The organism is Xylanivirga thermophila (genome assembly GCF_004138105.1).
GTDB lineage: Bacteria > Bacillota > Clostridia > Caldicoprobacterales > Xylanivirgaceae > Xylanivirga > Xylanivirga thermophila.
Genome location: NZ_RXHQ01000005.1, coordinates 1 through 15,545 on the forward strand (window position 1 = coordinate 1; position 15,545 = coordinate 15,545).

Sequence of the window (15,545 nt, forward strand, 5' to 3'; positions counted from 1 at the left end):
CAAGGAAAAAGGAAAAGGCATTGTGTAGTTTTGAGGGTGTAAGAACCTGAGTAAAAAAGTTAATAAATTTTCGGTGGCGATGGCGAAGGGGAAACACCTGTACCCATTCCGAACACAGCAGTTAAGCCCTTCAGCGCCGATGGTACTTGGGAGGAGACTCCCTGGGAGAGTAGGACGCTGCCGGATTCTATATATTCCTCAGTAGCTCAACGGTGGAGCACTCGGCTGTTAACCGAGGGGTTGTTGGTTCGAATCCAACCTGAGGAGCCATTTATTTTTGGTAAAAGTCATGCATATTTATATATGTATGACTTTTTATTTTTGGGAATTTGTATAACAACTGATAATGGAGCAGGATTTTGACCATATCTCTAGAATATAAAAGTGGCTAGTACTATATAATAAAATAAGTACCATAAAAGGGGGAAACTTTATGAAATCAAATAGTAGGTATGTACTCTTTATATTGATGTTATTAACTGTTTCTATTATACTTTCTGGATGTATTCCTGGAGATGGACATAATACTAAGGAGAAACCTGCAGGCTTTTTTTGGGGGATATGGCATGGTTGGCTTGCACCATTATCCCTTATAATAGGGATATTTGATAAAAATATTCGTATCTATGAGATATTCAATAATGGCTGGTGGTATGATTTTGGATTCTATATAGCTATTATAAGTGGGTTTGGTGGTATATCCCTTTTTCGTAAAAAGAGATAAAAACATCCCCCAAATAGTTGGGGGATGTTTTTATCTACAGCATTTTTTCACATATGAATTCCATTTACTTTCTAGATTAGGATCATTTAAGGTATCCATTATATAGTCTGCAAATTCTTCACTAGTAGCACCGGTATTACGACCTGTTATCACCAGTTTCTTTTCATATTGTCCACATATATCGAGGGCCATTTGGAGTCTTTTTGCTTCGCCCATATATCCTATATGCTCGAGTAGCATGGCGGCTCCTTTTATAATACTGCTAGGATCTGCATATTGTGCCCTGTTTTCTTCTACCATACGAGGTGCAGAACCATGTATGGCTTCAAACATTGCATATCTTTTGCCAATATTTGCGCTGCCTGCAGTACCTACTCCACCTTGAAATTCAGCAGCTTCATCTGTTAAGATATCACCATAAAGATTGGGTAGTACCATAACTTTGAATTGGGTTCTTCGATTTGGATCAATAAGTTTTGCTGTCATTATATCTATATACCAGTCATCCCATTCTACCTCAGGGTAGTCTTTGGCTACTTTTCTGGCTATATCCAAGAATTTACCATCAGTAGTCTTTACTACATTTGCCTTTGTAACCACTGTTACCTTATTCATACCGCTTTTTTTAGCATAATCAAATGCTGCCTTTATGATTCTATAGGATCCTTCATAGGTGGCAACGGTAAAGTCTACAGCGATATCATTATTTACATGTATGCCGTCACTGCCAAGCGCATATGCACCTTCAGTATTTTCCCTATAAAAAACCCAGTCAATGCCTTCTTCAGGTACTTTTACAGGTCGTACATTTGCAAATAGATCAAGTTCTTTTCGCATAGCCACATTTGCACTTTCAATGTTTGGCCATGGATCCCCCGCCCTTGGTGTAGTTGTAGGACCTTTCAGTATTACATGGCATTTTTTCAGTTCAGCCAGTACATCATCTGGAATGGGTTTCATTTGTTTTACCCGATTTTCTATAGTTAGACCATCTATCTCTTTGAACTGTATCTTGCCCTTCTCAAAATCGTCTTTCAATAAAAATTTAAGTATACGTTCGGCTTGTGCTGTTATGTAAGGACCTATGCCATCTCCGCCTACTATGCCTATTATTATAGTATCTAGCTTGCTATAGTCTAAAAATTCGGACTGCTTTTTCATCATCTCTACACGATCAAATTGCGCTTCCAAAAGCTTACCAAAATGCTCTTTTGCCTTCTCTATAGTCTCTTGTTTGGTCATTCTCCTTTGCCTCCTTCATATTGTATACATGTATTTTATTATATAGTATTTTTCATATTTATACAATACAGAGGATTTTCAAAACTCATCTTCTTGAAGAATTATGATATAATAGTTATATGTACTGATATTTGATATTTTAAAAAGGAGTGGATAATATGGCTGTTAAATTACCGGTTGCCTTGCAATTGTATACTGTACGTGAGGATACAAGCAAGGATTTTGTTGGTACATTAAAAGAGGTATCCAAAATTGGATATCATGGTGTAGAACTTGCAGGTTTAGGTACATATACGGCAAAAGAGCTGAGAAAAGTATTAGATGATCTAAATCTCAGGGCAATAAGTGCCCATGTACCGTTGGAGAATATGGAAAAGGATCTTCAAAAGGAAATAGATGATGCAAAAACTTTGGGCTTAGACTATATAGTTGTACCTTATTTGCAGGAAGATAGAAGAAAAGCTGCTGAAGACTATATAAAATTGGCTGAACAATTAGATATAATATCGGAAAAATGTACAGAGAATGATCTACAGTTATGTTATCATAATCATGACTTTGAATTTCAGAAGTTTAATGATAAATATGCACTGAATATATTATTTGAAAACATTCCGGAAGAAAAACTGAAATGGGAGATAGATACATTTTGGGTTAAATATGCAGGACTTAATCCTGTTGACTATTTAAGAAATTATGGTAGTAAAATTCCCATAGTACATCTAAAGGATATGATAAAGGATGAAAAACCGGTGTTTGCAGAAGTAGGGGAAGGCATTATGGATATGGAGAATATAATAGAGACGTCCAATGATATTGGTGCCAAGTGGCTTGTAGTAGAGCAAGATATATGTAAACGGCCGGCGCTTGAGAGTGCTCGTATAAGCTTCGAAAATATAAAAAAATGGGTGGTTGTTTGAAGGATAGATATTATACCATAAAGGAAGATGCTCAAATAGAGATAATTATAAACAAATCCCGATTTATTGGTACCGCTATTTTTGTAGAAAATGAAGAAAAAGCTATTGAGTCTCTGCAGACTATGCGGAATAAATACCCTGATGCTACTCATAACTGCTATGGATATGTGACGGGCTTGGATGTAGAGACAAAGCGCTTTAGCGATGATGGAGAACCTGGTGGTACTGCAGGTATGCCCATATTGCAGGTAATAGAGCAAAGGGATATTAAAAATGTATTAGTGGTGGTAACCAGGTATTTTGGTGGTATAAAGCTAGGTGCAGGGGGGTTAGTCAGGGCATATACAAGGGCTACAGCAGAAGCCTTGGATAAGGCGGGAGTAGTCTGCATGCAGCTTTGCCACAAAGGTATATTGTCTATGGATTATTCTAATTTGGGTATAATAGAATATTATCTCAATACCCATGGTATTCCAGTGCTTGATAAGGACTATAAGGAAAAAGTGAGCTTTACCGTAATAACTAATGATGCATGGGATGATTTTAAATCTACTATGACAGATCTATGCAGTGGTAATATTAAGTGCCATTACTTGGAAGATACATTTTATCCATGGGATCTATAATTGGGAGAATTTATTTAGCACCTGAGATGAATTCTTCCAATGTTATATCTTTTTTAAATATTTTAGTAGCTGATTTTACACCTACATATCTTATATGCCATGGTTCATAGTTATAGCCTGTAATATCTTCTTTGCCCTGTGGATATCGGATGATAAATCCATATTTATGGGCATTTTCTTTGAGCCATTGGTATTCTGGTGTTTTCCCAAACCCTTCTTTAAGTAGATTCTTGGCACCTTTTTCACTAGTTATATCCATGGCTAATCCTGTTTGGTGCTCACTTTGCCCAGGGAGGGCTACATATTTCATAGCTTCTGCTTCTCCTGTGGCTAGTGCTTTTTGGTCAAATATCTGTTTCTGCCTTTCATAGGGCCGGTAGCCCGACACACCATATAGTTTCATACCATTTTTTTTAGCTTCAGCAAATAATGCCTCAATTGCCTCTGCAGCTTCTTTCCTCATTTGTTTTTTAGGTAGATCTTCCTTAAAGGTAAATTGTATATTTGGTGTTACTAAATCTTTTGGCACATAACCATTGGGTAAATTATTATTCCTATTTACCAAAACTAATATACTATCTGGGCTTGTTACTATCTGATTTTGCTGTTTAGGTGAAAAATGATTATGTAAGAAAGGAAATGAGATAGCTAGAATCAACAATAGGCAAAAGATTTTAAACCTTCTTTTTATAATATAGCGCCGTCTAATCTTTTTTCTTTTCATATCAAAATATCCCTCCTGATTTTTGGTCATATGATAAGTTTACTCCATTATTCTTAAGAAAATATTAATTTATTATTATGATTTAATAGTTATATGCCTATATATGTTTTATATTATCATATTTCATATTGCAAATTGCAGGTTGTAAAATTAGTACGTGCACTATGCATAATTATGTGGTATAATCTTGGAAATATATTTATACGTAGGGCGAGGGGATCATGTATGAAAGATACAACCAGAGTAACACTGTTTACCGGGCACTTTGGCAGCGGTAAAACGGAGCTTGCCATAAATTACAGTATAAAATTATCAAAACAAGGTCATAAAGTCACATTGGTTGATTTGGATATTGTAAATCCATTTTTCCGTTCAAATGAAGCAAAAGATATTCTAAACGCCCATGGCATAAAGGTGTTAGCTCCTAATTTTGCTGATACTACTTTAGATATACCATCCCTTCCTCCAGATATATATGGAGTTTTTTGTGATGAATCATCCAAGGTAGTGTTTGATGTAGGAGGAGATGAAGTAGGCGCTACTGTTCTCGGGAGATTTTATCCTCAGTTTAGGGAAGAGCCCTATACCATGTTTTATGTTATAAATACACTAAGACCCCTATCTAGTAATAAGGACGATATAGTAGATATGTTAATGGCGGTACAAAAACATTCTAGGCTCAATGTGAGTTATCTTATAAATAATTCTAATCTATCATATGAAACAGATATCAATCATATATTAGATGGTCAATGCATAGTGGAAGATGTATCCAGAGAGACCAACATACCTATTGCATTTGTATCAGCAAGGAAGGACTTATTAGGCAAATTGCCGGATATGCATAGGACTGGTATATTTTCATTGGATAAATTGTACATGCAGCCTCCCTGGATATAATATATTAAAAATATTAAGTATGATTGGAGGTTCGGTTATATGGCGAAGGTACTATTTGATGAGGAGCGGTGTAAGGGTTGTGAATTATGTACCGTGGTATGCCCCAAAGGTATAATAACGCTTAACAAGGATCATATAAATTCCAAGGGTTATCATCCAGCCACGGTTGTTGACATGGACAAATGCATAGGCTGTGCTTTTTGTGCCCGTATATGTCCAGATGTAGCAATAACAGTAGAAAAGTAGATAAGGAGGGTTTGACGTATGGCAAAGGTTTTGATGAAAGGAAATGAGGCTATAGCCGAATCAGCTATACAGGCAGGATGTAGATATTTTTTTGGTTATCCCATAACACCTCAAAATGAGATACCTGAATATATGGCAAAGAGATTGCCCAAGGTGAATGGGTGCTTTATACAGGCTGAAAGTGAGGTATCAGCCATAAATATGGTATATGGTGCTGCCGGTGCTGGCGCCAGGGTTATGACATCGTCGTCCAGCCCAGGTATTAGTTTAAAGCAGGAAGGTATTTCATATATAGCAGGGGCAGAACTTCCATGTGTGATAGTAAACATGGTACGTGGAGGCCCGGGACTTGGAGGAATACAGCCTGCACAGTCCGATTATTTTCAATCTACAAAGGGCGGTGGCCATGGGGACTATCATTTAGTGGTATTTGCTCCATCTACTGTACAGGAGGCAGTAGACCTTGTGGCTGAAGGTTTTGATATAGCGGATCAATATAGAAATCCAGTTATGATATTAGGCGATGGTATGATAGGGCAGATGATGGAACCTGTGGAGTTTGAAGGGATTAAAAGGCGGGAACTACCTGAAAAGACGTGGGCTACTACTGGTTGGGATGGTAAAAGGGAGAGAAGTATTATAAATTCGTTATATATAGATCCTAAAGAATTGGAGGATCATGTGCTCCATATATATGATAAGTATGAAGCTATAAAGAGGAATGAAGCCAGGGTGGAGTGTTATAACTGTAAAGGGGCGGAAGTAATAGTAGCTGCATATGGAACTACAGCCAGGATTATAAAGAAGGTTATACAGCTTGCAAAGGCTCAAGGTATAAATATTGGACTTATAAGGCCCATTACCGTTTGGCCATTTCCATATGCTGCATTTAGTGACTGGGCAAATAAAGACCATGTAAAGGCATTTTTGACGGTAGAGATGAGTATGGGACAGATGATTGAGGATGTTCGTTTAGGAGTAAATGGTGAAAAGTCTGTATATTTTTATGGCAGAACCGGTGGCATGGTCCCAACCCCCGAAGCCATATTATCAGAGATAAACAAGATAAAGGAGGGGATGTAGATGTCAGTAGTATTTGAAAAGCCCCAGGCACTTACAGACAAGCCATTTCACTATTGCCCTGGATGTACCCATGGGATTGTCCATAGGCTGGTAGCGGAAGCAATAGATGAGTTGGGAGTACAGGAGCGGACGATAGGTGTGGCACCCGTTGGGTGTGCAGTATTTGCCTATGAATATTTTAATTGCGATATGCAGGAGGCTTCACACGGCAGGGCGCCGGCGGTAGCAACCGGAATAAAAAGGGTTCTTCCCGATAGGGTAGTTTTTACCTATCAAGGAGATGGAGATTTGGCTTCTATAGGTACTGCTGAGATAGTACATGCTGCTGCCAGGGGTGAGAAGATCACCACTATATTTATAAATAATGCTATTTATGGTATGACTGGAGGGCAGATGGCACCTACTACCCTTATAGGTCAGGTAACGACCACATCGCCATATGGCAGGGAGGTAGAGAGGGCAGGTTATCCAGTGCGCATGAGTGAGATGCTCTCTACTTTGGATGGGTCTGCCTATATAGCCAGGGTATCAGTTCACGATGTAAAACATATAATAGAGGCTAAAAAGGCTATAAAAAAGGCATTTGAGATGCAACTATCTGGCAAGGGTTTTGCACTTGTTGAGGTACTGTCTACTTGTCCTACAAATTGGGGTATGACGCCTATTGAAGCCCTTAAATGGGTACAAGATAGTATGATCCCATATTACCCTTTAGGGGTTTATAAGGAGGTTTAGGGAATGACGCAAGAAATAATAATATCAGGGTTTGGCGGTCAAGGAGTTATGTTAATGGGTCAGCTCCTTGCATATAGTGGTATGTTAGAGGAAAAACATGTATCCTGGTTACCATCTTATGGTCCGGAAATGAGGGGCGGTACGGCCAATTGTAATGTCATAGTATCTGATGATCCTGTTGCATCTCCGATAGTAAATAGGGCGAACTGCGTAATAGCTATGAATGCTCCATCACTTGATAAGTTTGAGGGAGCAGTGCTCCCAGGTGGAATGCTTTTTATAAATAGTTCATTGATAGATAAAAAGTCATCAAGGGAGGATATAGATATATACTATATTCCTGCAAATGAAATTGCGGATCAGCTCGGTAACAGCAGGGTAGCAAATATGGTAATGGTAGGTTCATATATAAAGAAGACGGGGATTGTATCTCCAGAATCGGTTTTAGAATCATTGAGAAAAGTATTGGGACCTTCTAAGGAACGTTTTATCCCCATAAATAAAAAGGCGTTAAGGATGGGTGCAGATTGTATAGAAAGAAACAAATAATAAAAAGGCTTTCTCTTAGTTAATAAGGGAAGGCTTTTTTATTATTTAGGCTGTTGCAGGTGGTATTACTATGTACCAGGAAGAATGGCGTTCCATCTCCCATAGAAGCTCTTTGGCTTCCATCTCCCGCCCTATGCCGTCGGGACGTCCGTATTTGCCAACGGGTTCAAATGTAGACGGATCATTGCAAATTACCCATACTCCGGCAGGTATCTTGCGGTAACCTTTAACTACCACGGCATGCCCACTAAAATCAACACCATCATTGTACATAACTATTAGTATATTTCCTGAATCCAGATGGGACAGCATTGTTTCTAATGAAAAATCCCATTCCAATGTATATGGCACCTTATGCCGTTCCAATTCGTTTATAAGTCCTGTATCATACCAGCCTCCGCCATCGCAGAGATATTCTTTTCGTAGCTGTTCTGTAGTTATTGTATTATCTGGATCACGCCATTTTAGCACCATCTCCATAGATGCGGGCATGCAGTTTACTTGGCCATATTCCCCAGTCTCATATTGGTTTACATACCAATCATATGGACGCTCATTTACTACTACTTTTTCTTCATACGGTTTAGGCTGTGCAAGTTGATAAAATACCATGGTTATTATATTAATAATTTCTTTGTATGATAATGGTTTTTCCATTTCATTTTCATCTACTAGTACATATGACCTGTTTATTATATTTAATAATGGAGGATATACCTCCCGAAATTGGACCATCTTTTGGGGATAAAACGTATTATTATTATTATACCGCATTAGAATTCCAGTAATATCGGCCTTGTTTGCGTATGGATCATCTGTATCGACCATGTCTACCCAACCCTGATATTTATAAATTATTTCTTCATCAAGGCGCATCTCCTCTATAGTTACAAGCACTTTTGCAAGATCTAAGCGAGTTAATGGTTGGCTTGCGTCTAGCAATCCATCTATTTGTTCCTTGACTTTTTCATTGGCAAAATCCATGTTGGTTATTTTGCTAAATATGGATAATAAATTCCATGTATCATCTAAAGTAGCTTGTTGGGAAGCTAGGCCATATATATCCCGTTCTATTCTTTCATGCCATTTAAGGATGCGCTCTATGGAATTTTCCAGAGTTGCTTGCACACTGAGTATGGAGTTTTCATTGTCGGTTATATTGCTGACGTTTAAAAGATCGATTGCAAGGGCTTTACGTTGTACTAACGTACCTACGTTTATTATGTCTTTAGTATCTATCTCATGTCCAGCTATGGCTTCATATGCATTGGTTAGCAATTCTGCTAAAGAGCCTATAGTAACAGTTTGCTTATAGGAATCAAGGGGGATGTTGATTCCCTTCATGTTAAGATATAATGCATTATATATGAATGCACTATCTTTTAGTGTATCTTCAATTTTAGGTTGTTCGAGTTTTACATCTCCCGTATCTACATTGATTGAAAAAATAAGTTCTTCTATTGAATGTCCATCTGGTCTACTGATGTCTACCTCAAGGGAAAATGAAGGTTTATCTCCTGTTAATGTATAGGATAAGATCGGAGCGTCTATATTATTTTTCTCTAGATTTGAGATGGCGGTATAAAGATGTTTTAAAAATTCTGACAAATTCTTATTAGCATTATCTATATTATCTCCAGGTCCGGTAAGGAGTGGGGTTGGAGGATAGGTTTCTTGTATAACAAGTTCTACCTTGTGCAAAAAAGGTAGTTTTATACTTTGACAGGCTACTGTTGAAAAAATTAGTATTATTGCTATTATACCGATTGTAATACGCGATCTTTTCATTTTTTCACTCCTAGCATATTTGTATATAAGTTTTACAAAAGGCGCTCGATTATTTTCTATTGCATGTTTTATAGATAATAATTATAGATGTTAAAGTTTAATATTACAAGTACAATAAATAATCTATTCAATTTGTAATATGGATTGTATTGGTATAAAACTTATATCCGCTATATTGCACTATTTTAAAATTACGAATTGAAGAATGGCGTTATAGTTGTTAATCAAAGTTTATTATGTTAAAATTAAAATAACAAAGATGATAGTATTATGGGAGGGAACGGATTTGCAAAAAGCGGTTGAAATTGAACGAAATGGTATGACTCTAAGGGGCATGCTCCATGTGCCGGATAATAAAAAGGGTAAGTTGCCTTTGACTATTATGTTTCATGGTTTTACTGGTAATAAGTTAGAATCCCATTTTATATTTGTAAAGCAGTCACGCGCCCTTGAAAAAGCAGGGATAGCAAGCTTGAGGTTTGATTTTCTAGGTAGTGGTGAAAGCGATGGGGATTTTGAGAATATGACATTATCAGGAGAACTTGAGGATGCTGAGGCTATTTTAGAATATGCTAAATCCCTGGATTTTGTTGACCAAGAAAAGATTTTTGTTTTAGGACTTAGCATGGGTGGCGCAGTAGCTAGCATGTTGGCAGGGCTTCACAATGACGATATAGCAGCCCTATGCCTTTGGGCACCTGCTGGTAATATGCCTGATATAATAAGGCAGAGACTTTGTGAGCTAAAGTTTTCAGTTGAGGATATTGATATAGAATATTATGACTTGGATGGATTCCTTTTAGGCAGAGGATTTATAGAGGATATATGCAAAATAGATATATATGCCAAAGCCTCGGGATATAAGAAAGATGTATTTATTTTGCATGGAAACAAGGATATGACTGTATCTTTATCTGCATCCCATAGATATTTAGATGTATATGGGGATAGGGGCAGACTGCATGTAGTGGACGGTGCAGATCATACCTTTAATAAGAAGGAGTGGGAAGAAGAAGTTATTAGTAAAACCACTCTATATTTAACAAGCTATTAGAATTTAAGATAGAAGATTGTGTTATTTTATATACTGAAGATTAGAAGGGTGAAGAGATGATTCTAAAAGAGTTATTGGGCAGTACTCCCGTATATGAGATATACGGTCGAACAAAAAAGAATATAGAAGGACTTTGTATACGTACAGAGGATGTACGTCCCAACTATTTATATATATATATTGATGATGGTGATTATAAGACATCTGTATATGAAGCGGTGGAACGGGGTGCTGCTGCCATATGCATAGGCAAGGATAAAGAGGTATTGCCTTGTGATGCGACATTTGTAAGAAGCTATAATATAAAAAGATTTTTATCAGCAATTGCGAAAAATTTTTATAACAATCCTTCCCAATATATAAATTTAGTAGGTATTACCGGTACACATGGCAAGTCTACTATAGCTTGGATGGTTAGGTCTATACTCCAATCAGCGGGTATCAGTACTCTTATAGTAGGGGATTCATACTATAATGTAGATGACGAACAGGCTGTATCCGGTGGTGATATATTTAATCCCCTTACTTTTACCTCGATTTTGCGTGAAGCTGTTGATGATCGGATAAAAAATGGTGTGGTAGAGTGTTCATATACTACAATTGTTCAGGAACGATTTAGGCATATATGGTTTGACAGTCTCATTTATACGGATCTTTACACATACTTTAAAAATCAGGATATGGATTGCCATTATATCGAGATGCGCAAGACCTTAATAGATCATCTAAAACTTTCCCACAGCCCTATAATTGTGAATATGGATGATTACCATGCCCAACAATTAGAAGGGAATAATATAATAAAGTATGGTTTATATGGTGATTTTGATATAGGTGGAAGTGATATAGAGCTAAATAGTGAAGGAAGTAGGTTTATTTTAAAAACGCCAAAGGGGGATGTACCCATAGAGCTTAAATGTACCGGTATACACAATATATACAATGCAATGGCTGCAGCTGCTTGGGGAATGGCGCATGATATAGCTTTTGAGCACATACAAAAAGGTATTCAAGGCTTTTGCGCTGCTAGGGAGATAGATGGTCATTTAGATATAAAGGATAATATAAAATTTTGCATAAAGGATTTACATTTTATAGATAGAGTTAATGATATATGTGATGAGTTGGCTGTTAGCGAAGAGGGTAAGGTAGTTACTGTATTTTGTGCAGGGGCACATAGGGATTTTGATTCTACTAATAGCATATTAAAAAAGATAAAGGACTTTAGCCATTGCCTTATATTAACTTCCGATTATTCTGACAGGCATACTTTTTTGAAGGCTGCTTCTCAAATAAAAGATGGTATGGGAAATATTGAAACATATTGTGAAATTGATAACTATAAAGCATTACGAAAGGCTGTATCCTTAACAGAGGCGGGAGATACCATATTGATTTTATCAAATAATGCGTAAAAATATATAAAGACTATCGGGTGTACCGCCATTTGAGTACACCCGATAATTATGATTTTAATGAAAGGAGTGTACATATATGGATAGTAAGGATTTTTTAGCTGAAGTAATCCAGATACCAGGGATCTCAGGCTATGAAGATGCTGTAGCCGATAGGGTGTCTGGCATATTTAAAGACTACTGTGACGATGTAAAAATAGACCGTTTTTTCAATGTATACGGCAAAAAGAGCAGTGGAACAGGGGAGAATAGACCTAAGATAATGCTGGCTGCACACATGGATGAGATAGGTCTTATGGTAAAGGATATAGATGATGATGGTTTTATTACATTTACCAATATAGGGGGTGTAGATCAGCGTATATTGCTGTCTCAAGAGGTTATCGTTCATGGCAAAGAAACGCTTTTAGGGGTAATAGGCGCAAAACCACCACATCTTCAACAGGGTGGCGAAGCAGATGATGCTGTGAAGATGAAGGATATGGCAATAGATGTGGCTATGCCCGCCGAAAAGGTAAAAGAATTGGTTACCATAGGCGATGTTATAACATTTAAAAGCCCCCTTGTTAGTATGCAGGGGTCGTTTGTAAATGGCAAGTCACTAGATGACAGGGCGGGAGTTGCTGTTATGCTAGAGACTATGAAAGAACTTGATAGGCTTAATTTTTGTGCTGATGTATATTTTGTAGCTACTGTCCAGGAGGAAGTAGGTACAAAAGGTGCAATAATAAGCGCATATAATATTACTCCGGATGTAGGGATAGCAATAGATGTTACGCATGGAGATACTCCGGATGCCTCAAAGGATGATACAGTGTCTATGACCAAGGGACCTGCAATTGCTATGGGGCCTAATATGCACCAAAGGCTTACCAATAGGATGATAGAAATAGCAAAGGAATATAATATAGATTATCAGGTTGAGGTAGAGCCTGGTCCGACCGGTACTGATGCCAGATCCATACAGATATCAAAAAGCGGTGTACCAACTCTCCTTATGGAAATACCTCTAAGATATATGCATACCACAGTTGAGACATTGAATATGGATACTGTAAAAGATGCTGCCAGGATATTGGCACTTTTTATAGCTTCTCTAAAGGAGGGATGGCAAGAATGGTTGACTTATTAAAAAAACTTACCGAGGCAAATGGCGTATCAGGCGATGAGGGTCAGGTACGGGATATAATAAAGAAAGAGATTTTGCCATACGTGGATAAGGTTTATATAGATGGTATAGGCAACCTTATTGCATATAAAAAGGGTACTAGCGATAATGCAAAGAAATTGATGCTATGTGCCCATATGGATGAAGTAGGATTTATAATAAGTGGTTTTAGCGATGATGGTATGTTGAAGTTTAAGACAGTAGGGGGTATAGATCCTAGGGTGATGGTGTCAAAAAGGGTAGTTATAGGTGAGGACAGACACCCTGGAGTATTGGGCATAAAAGCTATACATCTTCAGGAAGCGGGGGAGAGGAACAAGGCAGTTAAGGTTAAACAGATGTACATAGATGTAGGTGCAACATCTGTAGAAGAGGCAAAAAAGATAGTGAAATTAGGGGATTATGCCACATTTGATACTACGTTTTCTCCTATAGGTGAAAACAGGGTAAAGGCAAAGGCTTTAGATGATAGAGTAGGTTGCGCAGTACTTATGGAAATACTTAAGGAGACATATGCGTGTGATATATATGCTTGTTTTACTGTTCAGGAAGAGGTCGGCCTTCGTGGGGCAGGTGTAGCTGCTTATCATGTGGCCCCAGATATGGCATTGGTGATAGAAGGCACAACATGCTCAGATGTGTCAGGAGTGGATGGGCATATGTATTCTACTATAATGGGTGAGGGACCGGCCATATCAATGATGGACGGAACATCAATAATAAAAAGTGATATGGTAAACAGACTTATTGAGTTGGCCAAAGACAATAATATATCGTTTCAGATTAAAAAGGGTGCAACTGGTGGGAATGACGCGGGCAGGATACATTTATCAAGGGAAGGTGTAAAAACGGCAGTAATCTCAGTGCCATGTAGGTATATCCATTCACCTGTATCTGTGCTTGATTTGGATGACCTTAATAATACCGTTAGATTAGTAAAACAATTTGCAAAGGGGTGTGAATAATATGAAGGAATTGCTTAAAAAACTTGTTACTACATATGGACCTTCAGGTAATGAGGATAAAATAAGAACTGTTATAGCAGATGAAATAAGGGATTATGTAGATAAGATAACAGTTGATGTGATGGGCAATCTTATAGCCCATAAAAAAGGTAATGGACCTAGGATAATGCTAGCTGCCCATATGGATCAAATAGGACTTATGGTTACCTATATAGATGAAAATGGGTTTTTACGTTTTTCCAGTGTAGGTGGAGTATCGGTTGTCAATACCATACATAGCAAGGTAATATTTAAAAATGGATTAGTTGGTGTAGTAAGCTATGAAAATGAAATAAGCGATATAAAAAAGGTGAATTTGAACAAGATGTATATAGATATAGGTGCTTCAAATAGGGAAGAAGCAGAATCCATGGTTGCAATTGGTGATATGGCGGTATACTACACACCTTTTGCTGAAGCAGGAAATAATTTTACCTGTGGTGCCATGGATAATAGATCCGGCTGTGCAGTACTTATAGAGACTATAAAACATCTCAAAAATTGTGCTAATGATGCATACTTTGTATTTACTGTGCAGGAAGAAGTGGGGCTCCGTGGTGCGAGAACCTCTGCTTTTGCTATAGAACCAGATATTGCCATAGCTGTAGATGTAACAGGTACAGGGGATACACCAAAGAGCATGCCTATGGCGGTAAAACTAGGATCAGGTCCTGCTATAAAGGTAAAGGACGGTTCGGTTATTGTTCATCCTAAGGTAAAAACGCTCATGGTCGACACGGCAAAAGGGATGAATATGCCATATCAAATGGAGATATTAGAATATGGTGGTACTGATTCGGGAGCTATTAGCTTGAGCAGAGAGGGCGTGCCATCAGGAGTATTGTCCATACCCTGCAGATATGTCCATAGTGCAAGTGAAATGGTATCCAAATCGGATATGGAAAATGGCATAAAGTTACTGACTGCCATATTGGAAAAACAAATAGAACTATAAAAAGGAAGGCTATTGGCCTTCCTTTGATGTATTTATGATTTTATGCTATTTATAGGCAGGGCGTTGTGATATATATAACACTTTGTGGTATAATATAGATATAAAATAACCTTTAAGGAGATGAGATCATGGATACTTTAAAGACTATTATGTTAGCTGGTTTGGGAGCCATGTCATACACCTATGAAAAAGCGGTAGCCATGTTAGATGATCTTGTAAAACGGGGCGATATTACAGTAAATCAGGCAAAGGAAATAAATGAAGAACTGAAAAAGATGAATGAAAAGCAAAAGAATGCTGGTGACAATCCAGCGGAACAGGTAGATGAATTAAAGCAAGAGATTGAACAGTTAAAACAGCGTATTAATGAATTGGAAAATAAATAACATGGATTGTTTTTTAATATGTTTTT

At 37.6% G+C, this 15,545-nt stretch carries 17 protein-coding genes, 1 tRNA gene and 1 rRNA gene; 16 read left to right on the forward strand and 3 right to left on the reverse strand.

Features of this window, described 5'->3' with window-relative positions; genetic code table 11:
• Positions 1-69 precede the first annotated feature (69 nt).
• From rrf to EJN67_RS04000, 3 genes are all read left to right on the forward strand, one after another.
• Positions 70-186, forward strand: a 5S ribosomal RNA gene (gene rrf / locus EJN67_RS03990).
• A gap of 9 nt (positions 187-195) precedes the next feature.
• Positions 196-270 (forward strand) — tRNA-Asn (locus EJN67_RS03995).
• Between the two features lie 163 nt (positions 271-433).
• A complete protein-coding gene (locus EJN67_RS04000) occupies positions 434-724 on the forward strand; it encodes a hypothetical protein (protein WP_129722752.1) in 291 nt (96 codons plus the stop codon).
• A gap of 30 nt (positions 725-754) precedes the next feature.
• Here the strand turns inward: EJN67_RS04000 and EJN67_RS04005 are convergent, their stop codons facing one another.
• Entirely contained in the window at positions 755-1,966 is a 1,212-nt protein-coding gene (locus EJN67_RS04005) for an isocitrate/isopropylmalate family dehydrogenase (protein WP_129722755.1), read from the reverse strand.
• Positions 1,967-2,124: 158 nt separating this feature from the next.
• Here EJN67_RS04005 and EJN67_RS04010 point away from each other — a divergent pair, with 158 nt between their 5' ends.
• A complete protein-coding gene (locus tag EJN67_RS04010; RefSeq protein ID WP_129722758.1) occupies positions 2,125-2,886 on the forward strand; it encodes a sugar phosphate isomerase/epimerase family protein in 762 nt (253 codons plus the stop codon).
• On the forward strand, positions 2,883-3,512 hold the full coding sequence (locus EJN67_RS04015) for a YigZ family protein (RefSeq protein ID WP_207207961.1): 630 nt from the start codon (positions 2,883-2,885) through the stop codon (positions 3,510-3,512). The genes EJN67_RS04010 and EJN67_RS04015 overlap by 4 nt, the downstream gene beginning before the upstream one ends.
• Positions 3,513-3,522: 10 nt before the next feature.
• Here the strand turns inward: EJN67_RS04015 and EJN67_RS04020 are convergent, their stop codons facing one another.
• Entirely contained in the window at positions 3,523-4,236 is a 714-nt protein-coding gene (locus EJN67_RS04020) for a M15 family metallopeptidase (RefSeq protein ID WP_129722764.1), read from the reverse strand.
• 225 nt (positions 4,237-4,461) lie between these two features.
• On the opposite strand from EJN67_RS04020, the gene EJN67_RS04025 reads away from it, so the two are divergent.
• From EJN67_RS04025 to EJN67_RS04045, 5 genes are read left to right on the forward strand one after another with little or no spacing between them, the layout of a single operon-like run.
• Positions 4,462-5,136 carry a P-loop NTPase family protein gene (locus EJN67_RS04025; RefSeq protein ID WP_129722767.1) on the forward strand — a complete coding sequence of 225 codons (675 nt, stop codon included), beginning with the start codon at positions 4,462-4,464 and terminating at the stop codon, positions 5,134-5,136.
• 39 nt (positions 5,137-5,175) lie between these two features.
• On the forward strand, positions 5,176-5,382 hold the full coding sequence (locus EJN67_RS04030; RefSeq protein ID WP_129722769.1) for a 4Fe-4S binding protein: 207 nt from the start codon (positions 5,176-5,178) through the stop codon (positions 5,380-5,382).
• Between the two features lie 18 nt (positions 5,383-5,400).
• Positions 5,401-6,465 carry a 3-methyl-2-oxobutanoate dehydrogenase subunit VorB gene (locus EJN67_RS04035; protein WP_129722772.1) on the forward strand — a complete coding sequence of 355 codons (1,065 nt, stop codon included), beginning with the start codon at positions 5,401-5,403 and terminating at the stop codon, positions 6,463-6,465.
• Positions 6,466-7,200, forward strand: a complete 735-nt coding sequence (locus EJN67_RS04040) for a thiamine pyrophosphate-dependent enzyme (protein ID WP_129722775.1) — start codon at positions 6,466-6,468, stop codon at positions 7,198-7,200.
• Between the two features lie 3 nt (positions 7,201-7,203).
• Positions 7,204-7,749: a 2-oxoacid:acceptor oxidoreductase family protein gene (locus EJN67_RS04045; protein WP_129722778.1), complete on the forward strand. Its 546-nt coding sequence runs from the start codon at positions 7,204-7,206 to the stop codon at positions 7,747-7,749.
• Positions 7,750-7,794: 45 nt separating this feature from the next.
• Here the strand turns inward: EJN67_RS04045 and EJN67_RS04050 are convergent, their stop codons facing one another.
• The gene (locus tag EJN67_RS04050; RefSeq protein ID WP_129722781.1) at positions 7,795-9,537 is read right to left on the reverse strand and encodes a C39 family peptidase; all 1,743 of its coding nucleotides are present in this window, start codon (positions 9,535-9,537) and stop codon (positions 7,795-7,797) included.
• A gap of 286 nt (positions 9,538-9,823) precedes the next feature.
• Between EJN67_RS04050 and EJN67_RS04055 the strand changes: the two genes are divergently transcribed.
• The 6 genes from EJN67_RS04055 (at position 9,824) to EJN67_RS04080 (ending at position 15,519) form a co-directional block, all read left to right on the forward strand.
• Positions 9,824-10,591, forward strand: a complete 768-nt coding sequence (locus tag EJN67_RS04055) for an alpha/beta hydrolase (protein ID WP_129722784.1) — start codon at positions 9,824-9,826, stop codon at positions 10,589-10,591.
• A 56-nt stretch (positions 10,592-10,647) separates the two neighbouring features.
• Entirely contained in the window at positions 10,648-12,006 is a 1,359-nt protein-coding gene (locus tag EJN67_RS04060; protein WP_129722787.1) for a Mur ligase family protein, read from the forward strand.
• A gap of 79 nt (positions 12,007-12,085) precedes the next feature.
• Positions 12,086-13,138, forward strand: a complete 1,053-nt coding sequence (locus tag EJN67_RS04065; protein ID WP_129722790.1) for a M42 family metallopeptidase — start codon at positions 12,086-12,088, stop codon at positions 13,136-13,138.
• Positions 13,123-14,139, forward strand: a complete 1,017-nt coding sequence (locus EJN67_RS04070) for a M42 family metallopeptidase (RefSeq protein WP_129722793.1) — start codon at positions 13,123-13,125, stop codon at positions 14,137-14,139. Before EJN67_RS04065 ends, EJN67_RS04070 begins: the two co-directional genes overlap by 16 nt.
• A 1-nt stretch (position 14,140) precedes the next feature.
• Positions 14,141-15,133, forward strand: a complete 993-nt coding sequence (locus EJN67_RS04075) for a M42 family metallopeptidase (protein ID WP_129722796.1) — start codon at positions 14,141-14,143, stop codon at positions 15,131-15,133.
• Positions 15,134-15,261: 128 nt separating this feature from the next.
• Positions 15,262-15,519 (forward strand): phasin family protein, encoded by a 258-nt coding sequence (locus tag EJN67_RS04080; protein WP_129722799.1) that lies wholly within the window; start codon positions 15,262-15,264, stop codon positions 15,517-15,519.
• Positions 15,520-15,545: the final 26 nt, after the last annotated feature.